This window comes from Streptomyces scabiei 87.22, assembly GCF_000091305.1.
GTDB classification, from domain to species: Bacteria; Actinomycetota; Actinomycetes; order Streptomycetales; family Streptomycetaceae; genus Streptomyces; species Streptomyces scabiei.
Window position 1 is genome coordinate 9,455,922 of sequence record NC_013929.1, and the last position, 24,593, is coordinate 9,480,514.

Here is a 24,593-nt window from a genome sequence, read left to right on the forward strand (position 1 = left end):
AGAGGGAGAAGGAGAAGGGGGCAATGGGATGGGAATGACTACGCCCGTCCGGCACCAACGGGGTGCCGCAATGCAGGCCAGGCCGCTCGGCTGGGCACGCAATCCGCTGACGGAGTTCGACCAACTGCTGAGCGAGATGAGCGGGCTGATCGAATCCACGGTGGGAGGCGCGACAACCGCAGTCGCGTGGACGCCGTCGGCGGATGTCGCGGAGTCCGACGACGCCTTCCGAGTCGAGATCGAACTCCCCGGCGTCAGGAGCCAGGACATCGACGTCGAAGCGAACGGCCAGGAGCTGGTGGTCACCGGAGAGATCAAGGAGAAGGAACACAAAGGCGTACTACGCCGGAGCACCCGCCGCACCGGAGCCTTCGAGTACCGGCTGCGGCTGCCCGGAGAGGTCGACACCGAGAAGATCAATGCGCGGATGTCGGACGGGGTGCTCACCATCACCGTCCCCAAGGCCGAGGTCGCGAAGCCCCGGCACGTCGAGATCAGCGAGACGAGTGAAAGCACCGGGAGCAGTGGCTGACATGCGAACGCCGGGGCTCCGGACACCCGTCCGGCAGCACGGCCGGGCCGGCGAGGCTCGTCAACCGGGCTTGACGCTTGCCCTCCTCTGCTTCGCACCCACGCGCGGCGCCGGAGCACCGCGTCGCATGACCACCACGGTCCGATTCCGCCGTGCCTCGCGTGGGTCCGAACGGGAGGGCCCAGCAGCCCTGCTAGTGGCAGCTACGCATTGCGCGGCAGAAAGAGGCGGCGATGAAATACGACGGATTCCTCGCCCGTGTACGCGAGCGAGGCGAATACAACGACCAGGATGAAGCCGCGGACGTCACCAACGCCGTGCTGGAAGTGCCGGCCCGACGGATCAGCCCGGGAGAGGTCAAGGACCTCGCATCCCAGCTGCCCGACCCGCTGGGACAGGTTCTGGACCACGCCACGCCGCAGCACGCGCAGAGCTTCGGGATCGAAGAGTTCTGCCGCCGGGTCGCCGAGCGCACCGATGCCCGGCCGCGAACGGCGCAGTGGGACGCCGGCGCCGTCCTGACCACCGTCGCCGACGCGGTCACCGGCGGAGAACTGAACCAGATCATCAGTCAACTCCCCTCCAGCTATGCGGTCCTGTTCGGCAAGGCCGACCTCGCGGACTGAGCTGAAGCAGCTGCTTCGGGACCGTCTCCCGGAGAACCCATGGTCGTATCGAAAGCATCGTCGCCATGCCCTCGGTGATCCGGTCGAGGACGAGCGGTTACGGTCTGATTCCTCCGACACTCGATCTCCGGCCGTGGCCTGAGCCCCTTGGTGCCGTCGCCGCTCAGAGCAGGAGGTCGAAGACGGCTCGAGCCTCGTCCCAGTGCTGAGTCCCCGTGATCGGTAGGTCACAGGTCCGGATGACGTCGCGACCGTTGGCCTTGGCAGTGGCCTGGGCGACGGTCAGCAGATCGTAGAGCTTGGCGTCGACGAAGTCGCTGTAGCGCTTGAGATCGTTCTTGTCGACGTCCAGTCCTGCGGCCGCACGGAAGAACTTCTCGAACCTGGCGATGGACATCACGGTCATGGTGGCAACCTCCCGCTGTGGGATCCGGGTGGCTCCCGGCCCTTGGGCTCCCAGCCAGGCTGGTCGCGCGGACGCGCGAACGCATGCGCATGTCGGGCCCAATCAGCCTCTCCGCCTTGCCCCTGCCAGGCCTAGGCGTCCGACCGCCCGGGTCGTTGGACGGGCGCGCGGTCCGACGGCAGGGCCGGAGATCGATCGGGAGAGGCAGTTGAGCAGCGGTGCGTGCCGGAGTGATGCCGGAGTGGGTCTTCGCGGTGGTGGACGCGCTCGTGGAGCGGTGGGAGCAGGTCGTGTGACCGCCCGCACCTGCAGGCGGAGGTCGCGTGTCACGCGGCATCGACGTTACGTCGGCGGCGTCTGTGGGCACTCGGGATCGGCGGGGCAGCCGACGAGGAGGGTCCAGCCATGCAGGTGACTTCTCAGGGCGTTACAGTCGTGGCTCTCCTGGCGGATCCGGACGCGCCGACAGAGATCGCGCAGCGCATGGCCCGGACACTTTCTGCTCGGCTCGCCGACAAGTCGGGCCAGGGACGACGGTTCGACGTCGAGGTGGTCAGTGAGCCCTTCAGCGCCGGGGCGGAAGACCCGCCCACTTTGATGCGCCGGATCATGGACCGTGGGGGTGCGGAGAACTGGGACATCCTCGTGGCCCTCACCGACCTTCCGCTGCACTCACACGGGCGCAGGCTCGCTGTGAATCTGAATCACGAACATGGCCTGGCGCTGCTCTCCCTTCCTTCACTGGGAGGCCTGCGGCTGCTGACGAGGGCCCGGCGGGCCGTCGAAGACGTCGTGCTTGACATGGCGGGCATGCAAACCACTGGTGCTGAAGGACCTCCACGAAGTCAGCCGCGTCCTGGGCCCTCCGCCAAACGTCTCGCGCCTGTTCATCCGGGCCGCCCCGGCCAGAAGGAGACCGACGACCTTCGGTACGTCGTCAGCGGGCCGCTCGGTTACCTGCGAGTGCTCGCCGGTATGGTCCGCGCCAATCGGCCGTGGCGGTTGGTGCCGGGCTTGTCGAAAGCCCTGGCGGCCGCGCTCGCCACGGGGGCCGTCGCCACCGTGAACTCCACCGTCTGGAACCTGGCCGCGTCCCTCAGCACGCCACGCCTTGTGATCGCCACCGTAGGATCTGTCGCGATCATGATCGGCTGGCTGATCATAGACGCGGACCTGTGGCATCGATCAGCGGAGAGCTCGCCGGAGGCGAGGCAGAGGGCGCGGCTGTACAACGCCTCGACGGTCGCGACCGTGGGTATCGGGGTGCTCGTCTGCTACGTGGGTCTGATGCTCATCAACTGGGTGTGGGCGCTGTTCATCCTCAACGACCAAGTGTTCGCTTCCATGACGCGAACCCCGCTGCACGCCGAGGAGTACGTGACGCTGGCCTGGTTCGTCGCTTCGGTCGCCACCGTGGGCGGCGCACTGGGATCAGGCTTGGAGAGCGACGAGGCGATCCGGGCGGCCGCCTACTCCAAGCGCGAACAGGAACGTCGCCGCCAGCTGCAGAACGGCCAAGACGAGTAACGAGCTCGTGCACGGTGGAGCGATATCGTCCCAGCCGTCGCCGGTCTGCTGTCCCCCCGGCAGACCGCGGCCTTGACGTCGGCACGGCAGGCGTCGGCACGCCAGATGTGCACAACGAGTCCCGCCGCCATCCTCGGCCTCACCGCCTACCGCGCACCCGCTCAGCCAGGCGACGCGGCCGGGGCGTCTGCAGGGCGTCCAGTGACAGGTCCCAACTGTCGGGGCGTTCAGAGGGGTCGGCCGAGTGTTGCCGCCGGACGCAGGCTCTCCTCGAGTTCTTCGGCCATGGCCGCGCTGGCCAATGCCCGTCCCAGTCGAGGTGCCTGCTTGAAGAGGTTGTGCCCGGCTGCGAAAAAGACCCTGTCGGCTTCCCAGACCGCTATGCCGTCTTCGCTCCACGGCAGGCTCGTCACCCAGCAGTGCAGGTGCTCTACTGGTTCGGGGTCGAGGCGGGGCAATGCGCGGGAGACGTACGCGCCGGCGCGGTCGCTGAGTGCCGCCAGTGCTTCGGGGTCCACGACGCTGCCGTCCTCCCGCACCTCGACCGTTTGGCTGAGGCCCACCGCATAGCGGCTGTTGCCCGGGTAGGGGGCCGCGTAGACGCCGACCTCCCCGAAGTCGCCGCTGCTGTCCTGCAGACAGGCGACCCGTTCCGGGGGCGCTCCCCTGACCTGGAAGGTGAGGCGGACGTGGGCCGCCGACCGTATGGGGAGCGAAAGCCCCATATTGCGCGCGAGCCGAGCGGTGCCCAAGCCGGCGCATACCATGACGCTTGCGTACTCTTCGCGGCCGACGACGCTGAGCACCTCCACAGTGCCGCGGCCAGTGGGATGCAACGAGAGGACCTCGTCGGTGACCACAGAGTCACCCAGTGCCTCGGCCAGGCGCGCGACCGCGACACGGGTGCGGATGGCACCGCCGTCCTCGTCAAGCATCGCGGGACCGCGGTAGGCCGCGAGCAGCGGCATGCTGGCCTGAAGCTCGGCGCTGTCCACGGTCCGGACCGGTATGCCGCCGACATCCTGCAGAATGCGAAGTCTTCCAGGAACGGGATCGCCCAGGGCGACCACTCCATCCTGGGAGATCAGTTCGGCGCCCAACCGGTCGGCCCACTCGCCCCAGATCGCGCGGCCCTGCCGTGTGAATTGAACCAGGCGGGCGTCGTCGTGCGCGTGACGGAATATGCGGGACTCGCCACCGGATTGCCCGTTGCCTGGAACGCCGCTCTCGTAGACTCGCGCCGTCGTTCCGCGTTCGGCCAGTGCATAGGCGGTGCAGAGTCCGACGATGCCGGCTCCTACCACGGCCACCTCGGGAACCCGGTCCATTGGATCGCCTCACCTCGCGTCCCGGAGACCCCTACGGAGCAGGGGTGGGGGCATCTGTCGCCGCCGCGAACTGGTGGGTGACTGGACCCGATGGGCGGCACTGCCAGGCTCTACGCGCTACGGCGGCGGAACCGCCTCTTCTCCAGCCTCACACTGGCCTGAAATATGTCAAGCCGCCACCTCGGACGGCGGCCCTGACCGACGGGCGGAGAGTCGCGGGGCGGACGCCCTGGTCGAGGCCTGGGAAGAGCAGATCTGCCTACGCGTTGCGTTCAGGAGCTGACGATGCGGCGCACGTTGTCGACGGCACCGCAGCTTTCGTTGAGCTGACACTCGCGCTCTCCCGCAAACGCCTCGCCCAGGTTCTCGCGGCGCTCCATGGCCACGTTCCGGCGCGCTCCGTCCCTGCCGCGAACACCACGTGACCACTGAGAACGGCATCGGCCGAATCTCGAGCGACCTCGTCATTCGGCCGGCCGCCCGCGACGTCCACCACGGCACAGCCGGAATCCCAGTCGGGGATACGGCGGTGGTCGGTGGTCGTCCGGATGGGAAGATTTTTCTGATTGATGTGTGTGTGTTCGTTTCGCGTCGAGAGTCGACGGGGACCCGGGCAGCACGCCGCCGTACTCCGCATCGCAAGTCGTCGGCCGCGCCGTTGCACCTGATCCGGGTGAACGACCCGCAGAGGCATGCCGGAGTCACGGAGCGAGTCCCGCATCCCTCGTTCAGCGCCCCGGGAGCGAGGCCTTTCGCGCCGGCTCCATCACCGCCATGGACCGGTCATGCCGCGGCAGCAAGGGATCGCAATCATGACAGCAGCGGTTGACGAAGGCCCGCGTACGGTCGCGGTGAAGGACGCACCGGACGCGAAGATTGAGCACCCCTGCGACATCATCGTCAAGATCACCACCACCAACATCTGCGGTTCGGACCTGCACATGTACGAGGGTCGCACCTCGTTCGAGTCCGGCCGCACGCTGGGACACGAGAACATGGGCCAGGTCGTGGAGATCGGCCCGGCCGTACGCAGGTCCAGGTCGGCGAGTACGTGGTCCTGCTCTTCAACATCGCCTGCGGCTTCTGCAAGCAGTGCGAGCGGGGGCTGACCAACTACTGCCTGACCATGCAGCCGGAACCGGCCATCGCCGGAGCCGCTTACGGCTTCGCCGACATGGGCCCCTACCAGGGCGGACGCTACTTGGCATCAGAGCAGGTCACGAACGTCGCCTGGTGCCAAGTAAGAATCCTGGTCACACCCGTCGGTCGCCGTTCTGATGACAACCGGAGCCGTCAGACGACCATCCACTGGTGGTTGGCGCCGGCGGCGCAGGTCGACTGGTCCAGGGCCGCGCCGTTGTCGCCGGACGCTCCGGCGACCTCCAGGCACTTACCGCTGCGGACGTTGGTGAAGGTGACATAGCCGCCGATCACCGGGGTCCTCTTCCACAACTGGTGCGGGGCACCGGTGCACGTCGACTGGACGACCGCCGCGCCGTCGGCGGTGGAGGCGCCGGAGACCTGGAGGCACTTGCCGCTGTTGACGTTGACCAGTTGGTGGTTGCGGCCCACCGGCGTCGACACCCACTGCTGGTTGGCGCCGGAGTTGCAGTTCCCGGAGTTGACCGATGCGTCGTCCGCCGTACTCAGGTACCAGACGTCCGCGCACTTGCCGCTGTTGCGGTTCAGCAGATGGTTGTGGGCGGCACCGAGCGGGCCGGCGATGACGGGCCATCCGCCCGCGAAGGTCACCCGGCGGATGTCGAGGGTCTCCTGCCCGGCGTTGTCGCCGTCGTAGTAGTGGTAGGCGAGGAAGTCGGACCTGCCGTCCTCGAATGCGTCGGCGCCACCCGCGGCGACCTTGGGGTACGCACCGGTGAGGACGGTGGTTCCGCCGTCGGACAGCATGCCCGTGCCGCTCCGGTCCAGGTAGGGGCCGGTGATGCTGGTGGAGCGCCCCACCACGGTGTAGTAGGTGCTGTTCACCCCGTTGCAGCACCAACCCTTGGAACCGAAGAGGTAGTAGTAGCCGCCGTTGTGGATGATGGTGGGATTCTCGATGTTGATGGCGACGTGGCGGAGCTCGTTGTCCGTGCTGGACAACTTGCCGGTGCGAGGGTTCAGGGCGTGCATGTAGGTGCCGCTGCCGGTCCAGGAGCCCCAGGAGATGTACAGCCGGCCGTGGGGCCCCTTCTCGACGTCGGGGTCGATCGGGTAGTTGACGTCCGTGACCATGCCCTGGTCGGTCCACGGGCCTTCGATGTGCTTGGCGGTGGCCAGGCCCATCACCGCGTAGTTCGTCCCCCATCGGGAACCGGCGTAATACAGGTGGTACCTGCCGTTGAAGTACGCGATGTCGGGGGCCCAGATGTTCGGCGGAGTCGCGCCGAGCTTGGCGGTGATCCACGACGGGGTCGTCTCCCAGACGTTGCCCACCTTCGCCCAGCCGGTCGCGGCGGTGCGGGCGCACGTCTTGCGGATGGTGAGGGATCCGCTGGGGTCGAGCGGGTCTCTTTCGAACCCGGTGGAGAATCCGTAGTGGCAGTGCCCCACCTTGATGACACTCGGGTCGTGCATCCGGACATCACCGCCGAGTGCCTTCGCCGGGCCGGCGGTGACCAGACCCATGACGACCACGAGGGCGGCCAGGATCGCGGCAAGGGCGGGAGGGACACGGCGGCCGCGGATCTCGGGGAATGCGCCTCCGGCGCGCTGGCTTGTCATTCGGGACTCCTTTGTGTCGCTGATGCACGGGCGTGACCGTGCGGCGGGGGTCCGGCCGTCGGCTCACGCGTGCACAGCTCGATGCGGACCCGGCACGTCCCCCGTCTCCGCACCGCTGCCCCGGGGCGCCGAGGCCGGCCATGTGCTCCGACGGGGAACCGGAGCACATGGCCGGGCCTGTGCATGGCCGGTACGGCTGCGGGGAGGTCGCCGCGTGGGCCGGCATTCCAGAGCCGAAGGGCGGATTGATACGCTTCAATCGCTTCAGCGGTGTGAGGCTGACACTCCCCGGTCCGGGCGTCAAGGGTTCTCGCAGCATCCTGCAGACAGCGGCAACTTCGGTGCGGGCCGCCGTTCCTGTGGCGGGTCTTGTGGAGCGGGCGCTGTCCCGGAGTGCCACAGCTCGCGAGCGCGCCGGTGAAAACGGCGCGAGCCGGGCATATGCGCTCACATCCAGTGAGTTCCGGAGCGTGTGTCACGCGCAGACGTTGGAGCGCTTTAACGCCAGCGTGTATCCTGCGGGTGTTCAGACCGACCGGGCCGCGTCAGTGACGTGCCCGGTTCGAAGGAGACCGGAAGCCGAGGAGCGTCGTGGCAGCCGCAGGTCCACGAGCGAACGGACACGCCGGTCCGAGCATGCAGGATGTCGCGAAGGCGGCGGGCGTCTCGCTCGGAACGGTTTCCAACGTCCTGAACCATCCGGCCAAGGTCAGCCCCGTGACCGCGCAGCGCGTGCGTGAGGCCATAGACCGGCTGGGTTTCGTGCGCAACGACGCGGCCCGCTCACTGGCCTCGGGGTCCAACGACAGTGTTGGCATGGTGCTCGCGGACATCGAGAACTCGCTGTTCATCGACATGGCGCACGGCGCGCAGGAGGCTGCCCGCACCGCCGGCCTCAACCTGCTGCTCGCGAACACGGCGTGCGACATGGGGCTCCAGAACGACTATCTGGACGTGTTCGACGAGGCCCGGGTGACCGGAGTGCTGCTGGCTCCGATGGAGGACTCCACCGAGGGCATCGCCCGGATGCGCTCGCACGGACGTCAGATCGTGCTCCTCAACTTCGCGCCGAGGCCGGGCACGTGCTGCTCGGTGCTGGTCAACAACGAGCACGTGGGATACCTGGCGGCCCGCCACCTCATCGACACGGGCCGCACCAGGCTGGCGTACGTGGTCGCGCACGACGACTACCAGCCCGTGCGTGACCGGCGCAGGGGGGTGCGCGCGGCGGTCGAGGAGGCCGGCGGACGGGTGACGCTGGAGGAGATCGACAGTGCGGGCCTGACCACGGCGCACGGGCACCTGGTCGGCCGGGCTCTCGCCGGGCGGGAGCCCGGCGACCTGCCGGACGGTCTGGTCGTCGTCGCCGACGAGCTGGCCAACGGCATCATCCACGAACTGCACACGGTGGCGGGCATCGGCGTGCCCGACCAGGTCGCGGTCGTCGGATGCGAGAACAACCGGACAGCCGGATCCGCGGCCGTTCCCCTGACCGCGGTGGACCTGCCGGGGCGGGCGATGGGACAGGAAGCCATGCGGCTGCTGATGGACGAGGTGGCCGCGGGCGCGCAGCACCGGCATGCCACCGTCGTGCTCGAACCGGAGCTGATCGTCCGGGCCAGCGCGCCGCACTGAGCCGCCCCACCCGTCCCGGCAGAAAACAGGTGCCCCCCGAGTCCGACTCGGGGGGCACCTGTTTTCTGCCGGGACGGGTGCATTGCGGTTCGGAAATACCGGCGAATCATCCTTGACATGGTCGCGTAGCGGGCCGTAGGTTCCGGGGCAACATTGAAGCGCTTCAATGCGCTGTGCACCGCGAGGAGCAACCCCGTGCACCACACCCTCAAGCCCCGCAGCCTTGCCGTCCTGGCAACCGCCACCTCCGCCGGACTCCTGCTGAGCGCCTGCGGCGGCGGTTCGAACACGTCGAGCGGCGGCACCAAGGAATTCAGCCTCACCATCAACGATGACAACCACATCGTGCAGCAGGAGCTCACCACCCTGAGCAAGGGCGCGTGCAAGACGCAGAACACGGCCCTGCCGCTGAAGATCCAGACGCTCCCGATCGGCAACGTCGACCAGAAGGTGCAGCTGCTCGCCGGGCAGAACGCCCTGCCGGTGCAGTTCGCGGCGGGCGGCACCCCGCAGCTCACCAAGACCCTGGACAAGGCCGGCCAGGTCCTCGACCTGGAGAAGACGCTCAAGGACCTCGGTGTGTGGGACGACCTCCAGCCGGCGGCGATCAAGACCGTCGAGAACCTGTACGGCAAGTTCAACGTGATGCCGTACCAGTTCAACATCGAGGGCATCTGGTACAACAAGAAGCTCTTCACCGAGAACGGCGTCGCCACGCCGGCCACCTATGACGAACTGGTCGCCGCGGCCAAGAAGTTCAAGGGCGCCGGCGTCACCCCGTTCTCCGCGGACGGCAAGGACGGCTGGCCCCTGACCCGCCTCGTCAGCGGCTACCTCTACCGCGACCTCGGCCCGGACGCCCTCCAGGACGTCGCGGACGGCAAGGCCAAGCTGACCGACCCCGCCTACGTGAAGGCCGCGCAGGCCATCGCCGACCTCGGCAAGGCGGGCTACTTCGGCAAGGGCGTCGGATCGATCGACTACGACACCGCGACCCAGCAGTTCCTCACCGGCAAGGCCGCCATGTTCTACATGGGCAGCTGGGCGCTCGGCGACTTCAACGACAAGACCAAGAACAAGATCGGCGCGGACAACGTCGGCTTCATGCCGTTCCCCGCGGTCGCGGGCGGCAAGGGCAGCGCGGACCAGATCCCGGCCAACGTCGGCCTCCCGGTCGCCGTCTCCGCCAAGTCCTACGACGCCAAGGTCGGCGACTGGCTCTCCTGCATCACCAAGAACTACGGCGCCGCCTCCCTGAAGGACCAGGGCACCGTCTCCGGGTTCAAGCCCAACGGCGACACCGGCACCCTTCCCCCGCTCACGCAGACGGTCCAGGACACCATCGGCAAGACCACGACCAGCACCCTGTGGTTCGAGGCGCTGTTCAACACGAAGGCGACGGAGACCAGCCAGACGAACGCCGCGCCGCTCGTCAACGGATCCCTCTCGGCCAAGGACTTCATGCAGAAGATCCAGACCGATCTCGACAACGGCTGATCCCGCCGCACCACCGCCGTCCGCGCCACACCCTTCGTGAAAGAGCCGTCATGCGTTCAGTTCTGGGAGACCGCCGTGCCATCGCCGTCCTGCTGGGCCCCGCGCTGCTGGTGTACACCCTGGTGATGCTGGTCCCGATGGGCTGGTCCCTCGGGTACACCTTCTTCAAGGGCAACGTCATCGAGGGCTTCACGTTCGGAGGGCTCGGCAACTTCGACAAGCTCTGGAACGACCCGCAGGCGCACTCGGCCCTCTGGTTCACCTTCAAGTACGGACTCGCCGTCAGCGTCGGGCAGGTCCTGTGCGGATATCTCCTCGCCCTGCTCTACGTGTTCGTCCTTCGCAGGTCGTCCGCGACCGTCCGGACGCTGGTGTTCTTCCCGGTGATCCTCCCGACGGTCGCGGTCGCCCTGATGTTCCAGAAGCTCTTCGCCGTCGCCCCGCAGAACGGCCTGGCCAACGCGGCCCTCGAAGGGCTCGGTCTCCACCACGGCGACTGGTTCGCGAGCGCCGGCGGCTCCTTCGCCGTCCTCGTCGTCGTGGACGTGTGGCGCTCCATGGGCTTCTACGGCGTCCTGATCTTCGCCGGGCTCCTCGACATCCCCGAGGAGACGCTCGAATCGGCGCGGCTGGACGGCGCCACCGGCTGGCGGCTGATCCGGCACATCGTGCTGCCCCTGTCCGCGCCCGTCCTGCTCTCCTCGGTCGTGTTCAGCATCAACGGCACGCTCAAGGTGTTCGACTCGGTGCTCGCCCTGACCAACGGCGGACCGGGCAGCGACACGACGCCCCTGACCCTCTACATGTTCCGCACCGCGTTCTCCTACGGCGACTACGGCTACGGCAGCACCATCGCATCCCTGCTCACCGTCGTCTGCCTCGGCGTCACCCTCATCATCTTCCGCTTCTCGCGACGCGACCTGACCAAGGGCTGAACCCCCATGACCGAGACCCTGACGGCCCCGCCGCGGAAACCCCTGCCCACCTCACGGCCCGCCACCGTCCGCAAGCGCGCCTACGCCCGGCGCCTGATCCGCAACCTGCTCGTCGCCCTGCTGGTGATCGTCGAGCTGACGCCGCTGGTGTGGCTGCTGCTCAGCTCCTTCAAGACCCAGTCCGAGTTCGTCAACGACCCCGCCTGGTCGCTGCCCGGCACGTGGGACCTCCACAACTACGCCGAGGCGTGGACGACCGGGCACGTCGCCCTCTACGTCCGCAACAGCCTCCTGGCCACGGTTCCCTCGCTCGCGCTCATCATCGTGCTCGGCACCGCTGCGGGATTCGCCCTGGAGGTCATGATCTGGCGCGGACGCCATCAGGTCCTCCTGGTCTTCCTGCTGGGCATCATGGTGCCGAGCCAGATGATCCTGCTGCCCCTGTTCCGGGTGTACTTCCAGTCCGGGCTGTCCGGCACGATGTGGCCGCTGATCATCACCTACACCGCGGTCGGCCTCCCGCTCACCGTCTTCATGATGGCCACCTACTTCCGGGCGGTCCCGCGCGAGATGTTCGAGGCCGCCACCCTCGACGGGGCTTCCATGCTCACGGCCTTCTGGCGGATCGGGTTCCCCGTCGTCCGCAACGCCGTCTTCACGGTCGCGCTGGTGCAGTTCTTCTTCATCTGGAACGACCTGCTCATCTCGCTGACCTTCACCACCGACGACGACCTGCGCACCATTCAGGTGGGACTGCTCAACTTCACCGGCCAGTACGGCGAGACGTCCTACGGCCCGCTGTTCGCCGCGATCAGCATCAACGTCGTGGGCGCGCTGGTGCTCTACCTGCTCATCAACCAGCGCATCATCAAGGGTTTGACCGCCGGGGCGGTGAAGGGATGACCCCCGAGCGCATACCCACGGTGGCCGCCCCGACGGTGGAGCACCACCGGGAGCCCTTCGGCATCGGCGAGTCCTCTCCCCGGCTCTCCTGGAAGACCACCGCACCCGTCGGCTGGACCCAGCGGGCCTACCAGATCGAGGTCATCGGCGCCGACGGGACGCACCGCACGGGCCGCACGGACTGGGTGACTTCCCAGGACTCCGTGCTCGTCCCCTGGCCGCTGCCGCTGCTGTCGTCACGCGCACGTTGCGAGGTCCGGCTACGGGTCCGCGGGGCCGACAGGGTGACCAGCGACTGGAGCCCGCCGTTGCAGATCGAGACGGGCCTGCTGGAGCCGACGAACTGGACGGCCCGCGCGATCTCACCGCACGAGCCGCACGAGCCGCACGATTCGGAGAGGCCGGTCGCCGGTCGCCGCCCGCCGTTGCTGCGCAGGGAGTTCGCCCTCGGCGCGGAGGTGGAACGCGCCCGGCTGTACGTCACCGCCCACGGCCTGTACGAGATCGAGATCAACGGCCGCCGCGTCGGCGACCACACGCTCGCCCCCGGCTGGACCAGCTATCACCACCGGCTGCGCTACCAGACCCACGACGTCACCGAGCACCTGCGCGTCGGCGACAACGCCATCGGCGCCTGGCTGGCCGACGGCTGGTACCGCGGCCGCCTCGGCTTCGGCGGCGGCCATGCCGACCTCTACGGCAACCGGGTCGCGCTCCTCGCCCAGCTGGAGATTGTCCACCGGGACGGCACCGTCACCGTCATCGGCACCGACCCCTCCTGGCGGGCCGGCCAGGGCCCGATCCTCGCCTCGGGCCTGCTGGACGGCGAGACGTACGACGCCCGGGAGGAACTGCCCGGCTGGTCCAGCCCCGGATTCGACGACGGCGACTGGTCACCGGTGGACGTCGTCACCAGGGACCCGGCGACACTGGTCGCGCCCACCGGCCCACCCGTGCGCTGCACCGAGGAGATCCACCCGGTACTGGTGACCGCGCTGGACGGCGACCGGCTGCTGGTGGACTTCGGGCAGAACCTCGTCGGCAGGATCCGCATCACGGTCTCCGGCCCGGCCGGGCACACGATCGTCATCCGCCACGCCGAGGTGCTCCAGGACGGCGAACTGTGCGTACGCCCCCTGCGCGGCGCCACGTCCACGGACCGCTACACCCTGCGCGGCGACGGCCCCGAGACCTGGGAGCCCCGCTTCACGATCCACGGCTTCCGCTACGCCGAGATCACCGGCTGGCGGGGCGGCGACCCCCACCGCGACATCACCGCCCGCGTCCACCACACCGACATGGCGAGGACCGGCTGGTTCGAGTGCTCCAACGAGCAGGTCAACCGCCTGCACCGGAACGTGGTGTGGAGCCTGCGCGGCAACTTCGTCGACCTGCCCACCGACTGCCCGCAGCGCGACGAACGGCTCGGCTGGACCGGCGACATCCAGATCTTCGCCCCCACCGCCGCCTTCCTGTACGACTGCCACGGCATGCTCGCCTCCTGGTTGCGTGACGTCGCCGTGGAACAGCACGCCGACGGGACCGTGCCCTGGTACGTCCCCGAGATCCCCGGCGGTGAACAGTGGACCCCGGCCCGCCCGGGCGCCGGCTGGGGCGACGTCGTGGCACTGACCCCGTGGGACCTGTACCGGGCCTCCGGCGACACCGGACTCCTCGCCGCGCAGTACGCCGGCGCACGGCGCTGGGTCGACCTCGTCACCGAGCTCGCCGACGAGTCGGGCCTGTGGAACCGCGGGTACCAACTCGGCGACTGGCTCGACCCGTTCGCACCCCCCGAGGACCCGGGAGCGGGACGCACCGACCGTCACCTCATCGCCACGGCGTACTACGCCTGGTCCCTCCGGCATGTGGCCTGGACCGCCGGTGTCCTGGGGCGTGAGGACGAACGCCGCCGTTACCAGCTACGCGCGGATCGGGTCCGGCAGGCCTTCGTCGCCGAGTACGCCGGACCCGGCGGCCTGATGACCAGCGACACCCAGACCGCCTACGCCGTCGCCCTCCAGTTCGACCTCCTCCCCGACGCGGCGGCCCGGGCCGCGGCCGGGCGGCGGCTGGCCGACCTGGTCGCGGCGGGCGGGCACACCATCCGGACCGGTTTCATCGGCACCCCGCTGGTGGCACCCGCCCTGAGCGCCACCGGCCACGACGACAGCGCCTACGCCCTGCTCCTCCAGCAGGAGTGCCCCTCATGGCTCTACGCGCTCAAGCACGACGCCACGACCGTCTGGGAACGCTGGGACAGCATGCTGCCCGACGGCACCGTCAATCCGGGCGAGATGACGTCGTTCAACCACTACGCCCTCGGCGCCGTCGCCCAGTGGCTGCACACCACCGTCGCCGGACTCGAGGCGGGCGCGCCCGGTTACCGGGAGGTCGTCTTCCGCCCCCGTCCGGGTGGCGGCATCAGCTGGGCGAGTGCCGCCCACGAGTCGCCGTACGGGCGCGTGGCGATCCGATGGGAGCTCGGACGGACGGAGCTCACCGTGGAGACGACGGTGCCCACCGGCACGACCGGACGCATCGAGTGGCCCGACGGAGGCGTGACCTTCCTGCCGACCGGGACCACGAGCACGCGCCGGCACCACCTCGCCTCCTGCCCCGAACCGACCCACTGAGCCACAGCGACACGAAGGAGTCTCGCGTGACCAGACATGACACCGCCCCGCCCCGCCCCGGCATACGCGGCAGGGCCCGACGTCCCGCCCTCGCCTCGATCCTGGTTGCACTGCTCACCCTCCTGGGCCTGGTCACCGCCGGACCCGCGCAGGCACTCAGCGGTGACCTGCGCATGCACGACCCCAGCCTCATCAAGGTGGGCAGCTGCTACTACGGCTTCTCCACCGGCTTCGAGAACGACCCGCTCAATCCCAGCGGATCCATCACCGTGCGCAAGACGTGCGCCGGCACCGCGGCGTCCGGGTGGACGAAGGTCGGCAACGTCTGGTCGTCGACGCCGTCCTGGATCACCGCCAAGCTCGGCTCGACCCCGCCGAACATCTGGGCCCCCGACGTCAAGTACTTCAACGGCAAGTACCACCTGTACTACGCCGGTTCACTCTGGGGCTCCGCCTACGCGGTGATGGGTCTGGCCACCGCCACCGACATCGAGGGCCCCTGGACCGACCAGGGCATGGTCACGGACGTCAACTACCCGATCGACCCCAACGTCGACTGGGGACCCGACGGCCGGCTGTACATCACCTGGGGCTCGTTCACCGGCCCCGGCACCTACATGCACGTCCTCGACGAGGCCACCGGCAAACTGTCGACCACCGACAACAACCTCTGGCACCTCGCCGTCGGCATCGAGAACCCCACGATCATCCTCAACGGCGGCTACTACTACCTCTTCGGCTCCAAGGGGCTGTGCTGCAGCGGAACCAACAGCAACTACTACACGGTGGTCGGGCGGTCCACCAGCATCACCGGCCCCTACCTCGACCAGAGCGGCGTCAACATGCTCTCGAACGGCGGCACCACCGTCCTCACCGGCGCCCGCCCCAGGGTGGCGGCCGGCGGCGCGGACGCCTACGACGACGGTGTCTCCAAGTTCCTCGCCTACCACTACTACGACGCCGACAACGCCGGACGGGAGACGCTCGACATCCGTCAGGTGACCTTCGCGAACGGCTGGCCCGTCCTCGCGGGCCCGCTCGGGGCCGCGAACAACCACCTCCTCAACCGCAACGCCGACAAATGCGCCGACGTCTGGTTCGCGAGCACGGCCGACGAGGCATCGGTGAACTCGGGGAACTGCAACTCCGGCACCAACCAGCAGTGGGTCTCCACCGCCGTCGGCTCCGACTATCGGCTCGTCAACGTCAACAGCGGCAAGTGCCTGCAGATCGCCGGCGCCGCCACCGCCAACGGCGCCGCGGCCGTGCAGTCGACCTGCACCGGAGCCTCGCACCAGCTGTGGAGGAAGACCGCCGTGATCGGCGGCTACGTCACCTACACCAACGTCAACAGCGGCAAGTGCCTGCAAGTCGCCGGAGCGTCCACCGCCAATGGCGCGGCCCTGGAACAGTCCACCTGCAACGCCGGTGCCAACCAGCAGTGGATGGTCGTCTGACACCTGAACGACGCCCTGTGCCGCCGGGCGTGAGGAGCACCTTCTCCTGACGCCCGGCGGTGTCCGGGCGCATGCCGCCACTGCGCGAGCGTCACCGGCACGCGGCCTCCGCGCAGGTCGTGCAGGTGGCCTGGTGCCGACCGGCGAGCCCCGTCACACTGACGACGTGGACGCCCCTCACCTTCCCGCGCCCGACCCCGGCCTGTTCGGGCCCGCCTCCGTGACCTGGCAGGCCCACGGCGACCCCGTCATGTGGATCGCCGGGATCCGCGCGCTCTACCTCCAGGCCCTGCACCCGCGCGCGGTGCGCGGTGTCATGCAGAACTCCGACTTCCGCAAGGACGCCTGGGGCCGCCTGATGCGCACGGCGAGCTTCGTCGGTACGACGACGTACGGGACCTCCGAGGCCGCCGAACAGGCCGGTGCCCGCGTCCGGAAGATCCACCGCCTGCTCACGGCGACCGACCCGGACACGGGGGAGCGGTACGCCGTCGACGAACCCGGCCTGCTGCTGTGGGTGCACTGCGCCGAGATCGACTCCTACCTCCACATCCTGCGCCGCTCCGGCTACCCCCTCACCGAGGCGGCCGCCGACCGTTACGTCGGCGAACACCGTGTCAGCGCCCGTCTGGTGGGCCTCGACCCCGAGGCCGTACCCGGGGACCGGGCGGAGCTGGCGGCCTACTTCGAGGCCGTGCGCCCCGAACTGGCGGCCGGACCCGAGGCGCGGGCCGTCGACGACTTCCTGCTTCGGCCCCCACGCACCCGCTGCTCGTCCCGGCACGCGAGGCGCTGTGGCGGCGCGTGGCGAACCTCGCGTACGCCTCCCTGCCGCCGTACGCCCATCAGCTGTACGGCAGGGAGGCCCCCGCCCCGGCCGTGGTCACCCGCCGCCTGCGCCGCACCGCCACCCTGCTGCGCCGCGTCCCCGCCCGTCTGCGCTGGCAGCTCCCGCCCCAGCACATCCTCCGCGCCATGGCACGGCTCGGCCCCGGCTCCCGTCCGGCACCGCACAGAGCCGGGAGGTAGGCCGTCGTACGGGACGGCGTCCGTCCGGCCCGCCCCTCTGGCCGATCCCGATCATCGCGTGTTACCAAGAGCCATGGCTGCCACCCCCGCACACCCCGACCGTCCCGCGCACCCCGACCGCCCCGCCGGACCCCGGCCGCACGACGCGTACGACGCGGTGATCGTCGGAGGCGGCCACAACGGCCTGGTCGCCGCCGCCTACCTGGCCCGTGCCGGGCGTTCCGTGCTCGTGCTGGAGCGACTGGACCACACCGGCGGCGCCGCCGTGTCCACCCGGCCCTTCGCGGGGGTGGACGCCCGGCTGTCGCGGTACTCCTACCTGGTCAGCCTGCTGCCCCGGAAGATCGTGCGGGACCTGGACCTCGACTTCCGCGTCCGTGGCCGCACGATCTCGTCGTACACCCCCGTCGAACGCGACGGTCACTCCACCGGCCTCCTGGTCGGCGGCGGAGAGCGCCGCACCCGCGAGGCGTTCGCGCGGCTGACGGGCTCCGGCCGCGAGTACGAGGCATGGCGGCGGTTCTACGCGATGACCGGCCATGTCGCCGAACGGGTGTTCCCGACGCTCACCGAGCCCCTGCCCACCCGCGACGGCCTGCGCGCGCGGATCGACGACGAGGAGGCGTGGCAGGTCCTGTTCGAGGAGCCGATCGGCAGGGCCGTCGAAGCGCGGTTCGCCGACGACCTCGTGCGCGGTGTCGTCCTCACCGACGCGCTCATCGGCACCTTCGCGGACGCCCACGACCCCTCCCTCCGGCAGAACCGCTGCTTCCTCTACCACGTGATCGGCGGCGGTACGGGCGCCTGGGACGTGCCCGTCGGCGGCATGGGCGCGCTCACGGACGCGCTGGCCACGGCCGCGCGCGCGGCGGGCGCCGTGATCGCCACCGGCCACGAGGCGCGCCGGATCGTGACGGACGGACGGTCCGCCGAGATCACGTACCGGACCGCCGACACGGAAGGCACCGTCGCCGCCCGGCACGTCCTGGTGAACGCCTCGCCCCAGGAACTGGCCGCGCTGACCGGCGACGCACCGCCCGCCCCCGCCGAGGGCGCCCAGCTGAAGGTGAACATGCTGCTCACGCGGCTGCCGGCCCTGCGCGACCGGTCCGTCGACCCGCGCGAGGCGTTCTCCGGCACCTTCCACATCGCCGAGGGCTACGAGCAACTGGCCACCGCCCACGCCCAGGCCGCCTCCGGCAGACTCCCCGAGGCCCCGCCCTCCGAGATCTACTGCCACTCCCTGACCGACCCGAGCATCCTCGGCCCGGACCTGGCCGACCAGGGCTACCAGACGCTCACCCTGTTCGGCCTGCACACGCCCGCGCGCCTGTTCGCGGCCGACAACGACGCCGTACGCGAGGACCTCCTCAAGGCCACGCTCGCCCAGCTGGACGCCCATCTCGCCGAACCCCTCGCCGACTGCCTGGCGACCGACGCCGACGGCCGCCCCTGCATCGAGGCCCGCACCCCGCTCGACCTCGAACGCGACCTGGGCCTCCCCGGCGGCAACATCTTCCACCGCGACCTCGCCTGGCCCCACACCCAGGAGGGCACCGGCCGTTGGGGCGTCGAGACCCGCCACGCCAACGTCCTGCTGTGCGGGGCGGGTGCCGTGCGGGGCGGCGGGGTGAGCGGGGTCCCCGGCCACAACGCGGCCATGGCGGTCCTGGAGGAGTCCGGGGCGGACGGCCCGTGACCGCCCACGGGGGCAGCGCCCTGCTGAGTCGCCGCGACCAGCAGGGCCGTCGCCGAACGCCGTTCAGTCGGCTGCCGCCGTCCATCCCGCCGTGGCGATCCGTCCCGCGTCCGCCGCCCGCGACTCGTCGAACAGGGCCCGGCCTCCCGCCGTCACCCGCAGCCCGTCGACGTACACCCCGCGGCCGACGTAACTCCGGTCGGTCGTGTACCGCCAGCGCACGGTGAGCGCCTCGGCCTCCGGCAGCTCCGCGGTGACCCGGTGCCAGGCCCGGCCCGACCACCCCGTCACCGACCCGGAAGGATGCTCCTGGGGGGCGCCTGCGCCCCGTACGGTCGTGAAGGGCGCCGGCCGCCAGGTCCCGCCGCCGTCGGCGGAGGTCTCCAGGACGAGGGCGCCCGCCTGTGGCTCGGTGTCCCACCACAGGGCGCAGCGCAGGCGGGGCCGCCGTGCGCCGGCCGCGGCGGTGTCGAGCGGCGGGAGCGCGAGCGTCGCCGTGGTGCCGGACGCCATCCCGGAGAACCAGGACGTGCGGCCCCGGGCCGGGCGTACGGGGACGGCCCGGGCGAGGTGGTTCGCCGCGGCCACCCGGGGCGCGGATCCGGACCGCCAGCCGCGCACCGGATGGACGGAGTTGCCGAGCACCACGAGGAAGGAGTCGGTGCTCGGGTCCAGGACGAGCGAGGTGCCGGTGAAGCCGGTGTGGCCCGCCGTGCGCGGGGTGGCCATCGCGCCCATGTACCAGTGCTGGTAGAGCTCGAAGCCCAGCCCGTGCTCGTCGCCGGGGAACGAGGTGTTGAAGTCGGTGAACATCAGCTCCACCGACTCGGGGGCCAGGATGCGGGTCGTGCCGTACACGCCTCCGTCGAGCAGCGTGCGGCAGAGGACGGCCAGGTCCCAGGCGCAGGAGAAGACACCGGCGTGGCCCGCGACCCCGCCGAGGCCGAACGCGTTCTCGTCGTGCACCTCTCCCCACACCAGCCCCCGGTCCAGACCCGACCAGGGGAGACGGGCGTCCTCGGTCGCCGCGATGCGCGGCCGCCAGGAGGCCGGCGGGTTGAAGCGCGTACGGTCCATCCCGAGCGGAGCGGTGATCTCGTCGTGGAGCAGCTGATCCAGACCGTGACCGGTGATCCTCTCCAGGACGAGCTGCAGCGAGATCAGGTTCAGGTCCGAGTACAGATACGTCGAGCCTGGCGGGTTCAGCGGCGCCTCGTTCCACACGAGCCGGAGCATTCCCTCGTACGTCGGCTCCTTGTAGAGCGGGAGCCAGGAGCGGAACCCGGAGGTGTGCGTGAGCAGCTGGCGCAGGGTGATGTCCTGTTTGCCCGCGGCCCCGAACTCGGGTAGGTACGAGCAGACCTTCCCCTCCAGCTCCAGCGCGCCCCGTTCGATCTGCTGCACCGCGAGGATCGAGGTGAACAGCTTCGACACGGAGGCGAGGTCGAAGACGGTGTCCCGGGCCATCGGAATCTGCTGCTCCGCCGGGAACTCCACCCCGGTGTCGGTCTTCTCGTCGTACGCCGAGTACCGCACCGCCGTCCCGATCGCCCGGTGCAGCGCGACGGTGTCTCCCCGTCCGGCGAGCAGGACCGCACCCGCGTACCAGGGGTGCCGGGGCGACGGGCCGAGGAACGACTCGGCATCGGTGACGAGCCGCTCCAGATGTTCGGGCAGCAGCCCGGCCCGCGCGGGCGAACCGTGCCGCAGGGGCGGACGGCCCTCTCCGGGGGAGGCGGCGACGGCCGGCGCGGCCGGAAAGGGCAGTGCGGCGAACCCGCCACCGACCGCCAGCACCCGCCGACCGAGCTGCCGCCGGCTCCACCCGGACCCCGCGCTCCCCACGCCTTCACTCATGACACCCAGTCAAGCACCCGCCTCTCGACGGCGCGAGAGCGCGAAATCTGACGGTGCATCAGAAAAACTCTTCCCTCGTCCGGAGGACTGCGGCATCCTGCGCACCATGCAGACGGAGCTGAGCAACACACTCGGGGTCCAGTACGCCGTCTTCGGCTTCACGCCGTTCCCCGCGGTCGCGGCGGCCATCAGCCGGGCCGGCGGCCTCGGGGTGCTGGGCGCGGTCCGCTACACGGCCCCCGACGAACTCAAGCGCGACCTCGACTGGATCGAGGCCCACGTCGACGGCATGCCGTACGGCCTGGACGTCGTCATGCCGGCCAAGAAGGTCGAGGGGGTGACGGAGGCCGACGTCGAGGCCATGATCCCCGCCTCGCACCGGCAGTTCGTCCAGGACACCCTCGCCAAGTACGGCGTGCCGGAGCTGGCCGAGGGCGAGGCGTCGGGCTGGCGCATCACCGGCTGGATGGAGCAGGTCGCCCGCAGCCAGCTCGACGTCGCCTTCGACTACCCGATCAAGCTGCTGGCCAACGCCCTCGGCTCACCGCCCGCCGATGTCATCGACCGCGCCCACGAGCGGGGCGTCCTCGTCGCCGCGCTCGCCGGCAGCGCCCGCCACGCCCGCAAGCACGCCGAGGCGGGCATCGACATCGTCGTGGCCCAGGGCTATGAGGCGGGCGGCCACACCGGTGAGATCGGCTCCCTGGTCCTCACCCCCGAAGTGGTCGACGCCGTGGCCCCGTTGCCCGTCCTCGCCGCCGGCGGCATCGGCAGCGGACAGCAGGTGGCCGCCGCCCTCGCGCTCGGCGCCCAGGGCGTCTGGCTCGGCTCGCTGTGGCTGACCACCACCGAGGCCGAACTGCCCTCGCCCCGGCTGATCGAGAAACTGCTCGCCGCCGGCTCCGGCGACACCGTCCGCTCCCGCTCCCTCACCGGCAAACCCGCGCGTCAGCTGCGCACCGAATGGACCGACGCCTGGGACGACCCCGCCGGACCCGGCACCCTCCCCATGCCCCTCCAGGGGCTGCTCGTCGCCGAGGCGGTCTCCCGCATCCAGAAGTACGAGGTGGAGCCGCTGCTCGGCACGCCCGTCGGGCAGATCGTCGGCCGTATGAACAGCGAACGCAGCGTCCAGGCGGTCTTCGACGACCTCACCCGGGGCTTCGAGCGGGCCGTGGACCACATCAACCGGATCGCCGGAAGGAGCGGGGGACAGTGAACCGAGCCTCTCAGGACCGACCGTCCGAGGACCGAGCCTCTCAGGACCGACCGTCCGAGGACCGACCCACGGAGGACCGGCCGTCCGGAGACCGTGGGCCCCTGGGCCGCGCCCCGCAGTCGGCGGCCGCCCGCGACGGAGCCCCTCAGGCCCAGCCGCCCCAGGGCTTCTGGGCGCAGGCCGCCGCCGACCCCGACCGTGCGGTGCTGGTCGCGCCCGACGGGGAGGAGTGGACCGCCGGGCGCCTGCACGCCGAGACCAACCGCCTCGTGCACGGACTGCGGGCGGCCGGACTGGAGCGCGGCGACGCCTTCGCGGTCGTCCTGCCCAACGGCGTCGAGTTCCTCGCCGCCTACCTCGCCGCCACCCAGGCCGGCTTCTACCTGGTCCCCGTCAACCACCACCTGGTGGGCCCCGAGATCGCCTGGATCGTGTCCGACTCGGGCGCCAAGGTGCTCATCGCGCACGAGCGTTTCGCCGAGGCCGCCCGCGACGCCGCCGACGGGGCCGAGCTCCCCGCGAGCCACCGGTACGCCGTCGGCCCGGCCGAGGGCTTCCGCCCGTACGCCGAACTCCTGGACGGACAGCCCGAGTCGGCGCCCGGCGACCGCACGCTCGGCTGGGTCATGAACTACACCTCCGGCACCACCGGCCGCCCGCGCGGCATCCGCCGACCGCTGCCCGGCAAGCTCCCCGAGGAGTCCTACCTCGGCGGCTTCCTCGGCATCTTCGGCATCAGGCCGTTCGACGACAACGTCCATCTGGTCTGCTCGCCGCTCTACCACACGGCCGTCCTGCAGTTCGCCGGCGCGTCCCTGCACATCGGGCACCGGCTGGTGCTGATGGACCGGTGGGCGCCCGAGGAGATGCTCCGCGTCATCGACGCCCACCGCTGTACGCACACCCACATGGTGCCCACCCAGTTCCACCGGCTCCTCGCCCTGCCCGAGGAGGTGCGCGCCCGCTACGACGTGTCGTCCATGCGGCACGCCATCCACGGGGCCGCGCCCTGCCCGGACCATGTGAAGCGGGCCATGATCGAGTGGTGGGGCGCCTGTGTGGAGGAGTACTACGCGGCCAGCGAGGGCGGTGGCGCCTTCGCCACCGCCGAGGACTGGCTGAAGAAGCCCGGCACGGTCGGCAAGGCCTGGCCCATCAGCGAACTCGCCGTCTTCGACGACGACGGCAACCGGCTGCCGCCGGGTGAACTCGGCACCGTGTACATGAAGATGAGCACCGGCGGCTTCTCGTACCACAAGGACGAGGGCAAGACCCGCAAGAACCGCATCGGGGACTTCTTCACCGTCGGCGACCTCGGCCTCCTCGACGAGGACGGCTACCTCTTCCTCCGCGACCGCAAGATCGACCTCATCATCTCCGGCGGCGTCAACATCTACCCCGCCGAGATCGAGGCCGCCCTGCTCACCCATCCCGCGGTCGCCGACGCCGCCGCCTTCGGCATCCCGCACGACGACTGGGGCGAGGAGGTCAAGGCCGTGGTCGAGCCCGCCCCCGGATTCACGGCGGGGCAGGCGCTCGCCGAGGAGATCCTCGCCCACTGCACCCGTCGACTCGCCGGGTACAAGCGCCCGAAGAGCGTCGACTTCACCGAGGCGATGCCCCGCGACCCCAACGGCAAGCTCTACAAACGGCGGCTGCGCGAGCCGTACTGGGAGGGGCGGCAGAAGGCCGTCTGAGGGCCTGGGCCGCACACGGCGCTCACGGCTTGCGCGCGACCCCGCCCACCGCGATCACCTCGCCGGATCCGCCGGTTCCGCCGGTTCCGCCGGCCTCCGCCGCGTCCGGCCGCCAGTCGTTGAGCGGCACCACGCCCGGGGCCAGCAGCTCCAGACCCTCGAAGAACCCGGCGAGTTCGGCGGGGCTGCGCAGACGGTAGGGGGCCGCGCCGCTCTCGTTGTAGCGGCGGGTGGCCTCGGCGTTGGCCTCGTGGGTGTCCACGCTGTCGTTGAAGGCGAGGTGACTGCCCGGCGGCAGGGCGGCCATCAGGGCGCCGACGACGGAGCGTGCCTCGTCGTAGTCGACGATGTGCCCGCTGACCTGCATCATCGTCAGTCCGACCGGCTGTGAGAGATCCAGGGTCCTGGCCGCCTCCCGCAGCACGGTGTGCGGGTCGCGCAGATCGGAGTCGATGTAGTCGGTCACCCCCTCCGGTGTGCTGGTGAGCAGCGCCCGCGCGTGGGTCAGGACCAGCGGGTCGTTGTCCACGTAGACGATCCGTGCCTCCGGCGCCACCCGCTGGGCGATCTCGTGCGTGTTGTCGGCGGTCGGCAGACCGGTGCCGATGTCCAGGAACTGCCGGATGCCCGCCTCGGCGGTGAGATGGGTGACCGTGCGGCGGAGGAAGGCCCGGGAGTCGCGGGCCAGGTCGGTGATGCCGGGGAACACCGCGCGGAAGGCGTCGCCCGCAGCGTGGTCGACGGGATAGTTGTCCTTGCCGCCCAGCCAGTAGTTCCAGATACGGGCCGAGTGCGGCACCGTCGTGTCGATCATGGCGATCGCATCCGTCTCGGGACGTAACGAGTCCTGCGCCATCGGGCGGCCTCCTCGATAAGAGCGGTGATA

The 24,593-nt window shown here is 70.2% G+C and carries 17 protein-coding genes and 2 pseudogenes; 14 read left to right on the forward strand and 5 right to left on the reverse strand.

Annotated elements, in window-relative coordinates; all coding sequences use genetic code 11:
- Positions 1-70: 70 nt before the first annotated feature.
- Together SCAB_RS40490 and SCAB_RS40495 are read left to right on the forward strand one after the other, a co-directional pair.
- On the forward strand, positions 71-532 hold the full coding sequence (locus SCAB_RS40490; protein ID WP_013005852.1) for an Hsp20/alpha crystallin family protein: 462 nt from the start codon (positions 71-73) through the stop codon (positions 530-532).
- Positions 533-765: 233 nt separating this feature from the next.
- A complete protein-coding gene (locus SCAB_RS40495) occupies positions 766-1,158 on the forward strand; it encodes a DUF2267 domain-containing protein (protein ID WP_013005853.1) in 393 nt (130 codons plus the stop codon).
- 163 nt (positions 1,159-1,321) lie between these two features.
- Here SCAB_RS40495 and SCAB_RS40500 read toward each other — a convergent pair whose 3' ends face one another.
- Positions 1,322-1,564, reverse strand: a complete 243-nt coding sequence (locus SCAB_RS40500; RefSeq protein ID WP_013005854.1) for a DUF1931 family protein — start codon at positions 1,562-1,564, stop codon at positions 1,322-1,324.
- A gap of 405 nt (positions 1,565-1,969) precedes the next feature.
- On the opposite strand from SCAB_RS40500, the gene SCAB_RS40505 reads away from it, so the two are divergent.
- On the forward strand, positions 1,970-3,091 hold the full coding sequence (locus SCAB_RS40505; protein ID WP_013005855.1) for a hypothetical protein: 1,122 nt from the start codon (positions 1,970-1,972) through the stop codon (positions 3,089-3,091).
- 227 nt (positions 3,092-3,318) lie between these two features.
- Here the strand turns inward: SCAB_RS40505 and SCAB_RS40510 are convergent, their stop codons facing one another.
- Entirely contained in the window at positions 3,319-4,419 is a 1,101-nt protein-coding gene (locus tag SCAB_RS40510) for an NAD(P)/FAD-dependent oxidoreductase (RefSeq protein ID WP_037728731.1), read from the reverse strand.
- Between the two features lie 812 nt (positions 4,420-5,231).
- On the opposite strand from SCAB_RS40510, the pseudogene SCAB_RS40515 reads away from it, so the two are divergent.
- A pseudogene (locus SCAB_RS40515) lies at positions 5,232-5,719 on the forward strand (alcohol dehydrogenase catalytic domain-containing protein); the annotation flags it as partial.
- Here the strand turns inward: SCAB_RS40515 and SCAB_RS40520 are convergent.
- Complete coding sequence (locus tag SCAB_RS40520) at positions 5,713-7,143, reverse strand: family 43 glycosylhydrolase (RefSeq protein ID WP_013005859.1); 1,431 nt, start codon at positions 7,141-7,143, stop codon at positions 5,713-5,715. The pseudogene SCAB_RS40515 and the gene SCAB_RS40520 sit on opposite strands and share 7 nt — an antisense overlap.
- Positions 7,144-7,779: 636 nt before the next feature.
- On the opposite strand from SCAB_RS40520, the gene SCAB_RS40525 reads away from it, so the two are divergent.
- The 8 genes and pseudogenes from SCAB_RS40525 (at position 7,780) to SCAB_RS40555 (ending at position 18,934) form a co-directional block, all read left to right on the forward strand.
- Positions 7,780-8,778, forward strand: a complete 999-nt coding sequence (locus SCAB_RS40525) for a LacI family DNA-binding transcriptional regulator (RefSeq protein WP_013005860.1) — start codon at positions 7,780-7,782, stop codon at positions 8,776-8,778.
- 195 nt (positions 8,779-8,973) lie between these two features.
- Entirely contained in the window at positions 8,974-10,275 is a 1,302-nt protein-coding gene (locus SCAB_RS40530) for an ABC transporter substrate-binding protein (RefSeq protein ID WP_013005861.1), read from the forward strand.
- Positions 10,276-10,325: 50 nt separating this feature from the next.
- A complete protein-coding gene (locus SCAB_RS40535; protein ID WP_013005862.1) occupies positions 10,326-11,210 on the forward strand; it encodes a carbohydrate ABC transporter permease in 885 nt (294 codons plus the stop codon).
- 6 nt (positions 11,211-11,216) lie between these two features.
- On the forward strand, positions 11,217-12,113 hold the full coding sequence (locus SCAB_RS40540) for a carbohydrate ABC transporter permease (protein ID WP_013005863.1): 897 nt from the start codon (positions 11,217-11,219) through the stop codon (positions 12,111-12,113).
- The gene (locus tag SCAB_RS40545) at positions 12,110-14,749 is read left to right on the forward strand and encodes an alpha-L-rhamnosidase (protein ID WP_013005864.1); all 2,640 of its coding nucleotides are present in this window, start codon (positions 12,110-12,112) and stop codon (positions 14,747-14,749) included. Before SCAB_RS40540 ends, SCAB_RS40545 begins: the two co-directional genes overlap by 4 nt.
- Before the next feature lie 26 nt (positions 14,750-14,775).
- Complete coding sequence (locus tag SCAB_RS40550) at positions 14,776-16,206, forward strand: family 43 glycosylhydrolase (protein WP_013005865.1); 1,431 nt, start codon at positions 14,776-14,778, stop codon at positions 16,204-16,206.
- A gap of 250 nt (positions 16,207-16,456) precedes the next feature.
- Positions 16,457-17,235 (forward strand): annotated as a pseudogene (locus SCAB_RS45730) (oxygenase MpaB family protein).
- A 73-nt stretch (positions 17,236-17,308) separates the two neighbouring features.
- On the forward strand, positions 17,309-18,934 hold the full coding sequence (locus tag SCAB_RS40555; protein ID WP_046773407.1) for a phytoene desaturase family protein: 1,626 nt from the start codon (positions 17,309-17,311) through the stop codon (positions 18,932-18,934).
- A 63-nt stretch (positions 18,935-18,997) separates the two neighbouring features.
- Here the strand turns inward: SCAB_RS40555 and SCAB_RS40560 are convergent, their stop codons facing one another.
- Entirely contained in the window at positions 18,998-20,791 is a 1,794-nt protein-coding gene (locus SCAB_RS40560) for a serine hydrolase domain-containing protein (protein ID WP_041670177.1), read from the reverse strand.
- Positions 20,792-20,897: 106 nt separating this feature from the next.
- Between SCAB_RS40560 and SCAB_RS40565 the strand changes: the two genes are divergently transcribed.
- Positions 20,898-22,010: an NAD(P)H-dependent flavin oxidoreductase gene (locus SCAB_RS40565; RefSeq protein ID WP_013005868.1), complete on the forward strand. Its 1,113-nt coding sequence runs from the start codon at positions 20,898-20,900 to the stop codon at positions 22,008-22,010.
- Between the two features lie 101 nt (positions 22,011-22,111).
- A complete protein-coding gene (locus SCAB_RS40570) occupies positions 22,112-23,707 on the forward strand; it encodes an acyl-CoA synthetase (protein ID WP_078580374.1) in 1,596 nt (531 codons plus the stop codon).
- A gap of 22 nt (positions 23,708-23,729) precedes the next feature.
- On the opposite strand, the gene SCAB_RS40575 is transcribed toward SCAB_RS40570, so the two are convergent.
- A complete protein-coding gene (locus SCAB_RS40575; protein ID WP_013005870.1) occupies positions 23,730-24,563 on the reverse strand; it encodes an SAM-dependent methyltransferase in 834 nt (277 codons plus the stop codon).
- Between the last annotated feature and the right edge of the window lie 30 nt (positions 24,564-24,593).

Excerpts from the sequence above, each read along its gene's own strand:
- SCAB_RS40490 (WP_013005852.1), top strand. The coding sequence starts at position 71 with ATGCAGGCCAGGCCGCTCGGCTGGGCACGCAATCCGCTGACGGAGTTC.
- SCAB_RS40495 (WP_013005853.1), top strand. The coding sequence starts at position 766 with ATGAAATACGACGGATTCCTCGCCCGTGTACGCGAGCGAGGCGAATAC.
- SCAB_RS40500 (WP_013005854.1), bottom strand. The coding sequence starts at position 1,564 with ATGACCGTGATGTCCATCGCCAGGTTCGAGAAGTTCTTCCGTGCGGCC.
- SCAB_RS40505 (WP_013005855.1), top strand. The coding sequence starts at position 1,970 with ATGCAGGTGACTTCTCAGGGCGTTACAGTCGTGGCTCTCCTGGCGGAT.
- SCAB_RS40510 (WP_037728731.1), bottom strand. The coding sequence starts at position 4,419 with ATGGACCGGGTTCCCGAGGTGGCCGTGGTAGGAGCCGGCATCGTCGGA.
- SCAB_RS40520 (WP_013005859.1), bottom strand. The coding sequence starts at position 7,143 with ATGACAAGCCAGCGCGCCGGAGGCGCATTCCCCGAGATCCGCGGCCGC.
- SCAB_RS40525 (WP_013005860.1), top strand. The coding sequence starts at position 7,780 with ATGCAGGATGTCGCGAAGGCGGCGGGCGTCTCGCTCGGAACGGTTTCC.
- SCAB_RS40535 (WP_013005862.1), top strand. The coding sequence starts at position 10,326 with ATGCGTTCAGTTCTGGGAGACCGCCGTGCCATCGCCGTCCTGCTGGGC.
- SCAB_RS40540 (WP_013005863.1), top strand. The coding sequence starts at position 11,217 with ATGACCGAGACCCTGACGGCCCCGCCGCGGAAACCCCTGCCCACCTCA.
- SCAB_RS40545 (WP_013005864.1), top strand. The coding sequence starts at position 12,110 with ATGACCCCCGAGCGCATACCCACGGTGGCCGCCCCGACGGTGGAGCAC.
- SCAB_RS40555 (WP_046773407.1), top strand. The coding sequence starts at position 17,309 with ATGGCTGCCACCCCCGCACACCCCGACCGTCCCGCGCACCCCGACCGC.
- SCAB_RS40560 (WP_041670177.1), bottom strand. The coding sequence starts at position 20,791 with ATGAGTGAAGGCGTGGGGAGCGCGGGGTCCGGGTGGAGCCGGCGGCAG.
- SCAB_RS40565 (WP_013005868.1), top strand. The coding sequence starts at position 20,898 with ATGCAGACGGAGCTGAGCAACACACTCGGGGTCCAGTACGCCGTCTTC.
- SCAB_RS40575 (WP_013005870.1), bottom strand. The coding sequence starts at position 24,563 with ATGGCGCAGGACTCGTTACGTCCCGAGACGGATGCGATCGCCATGATC.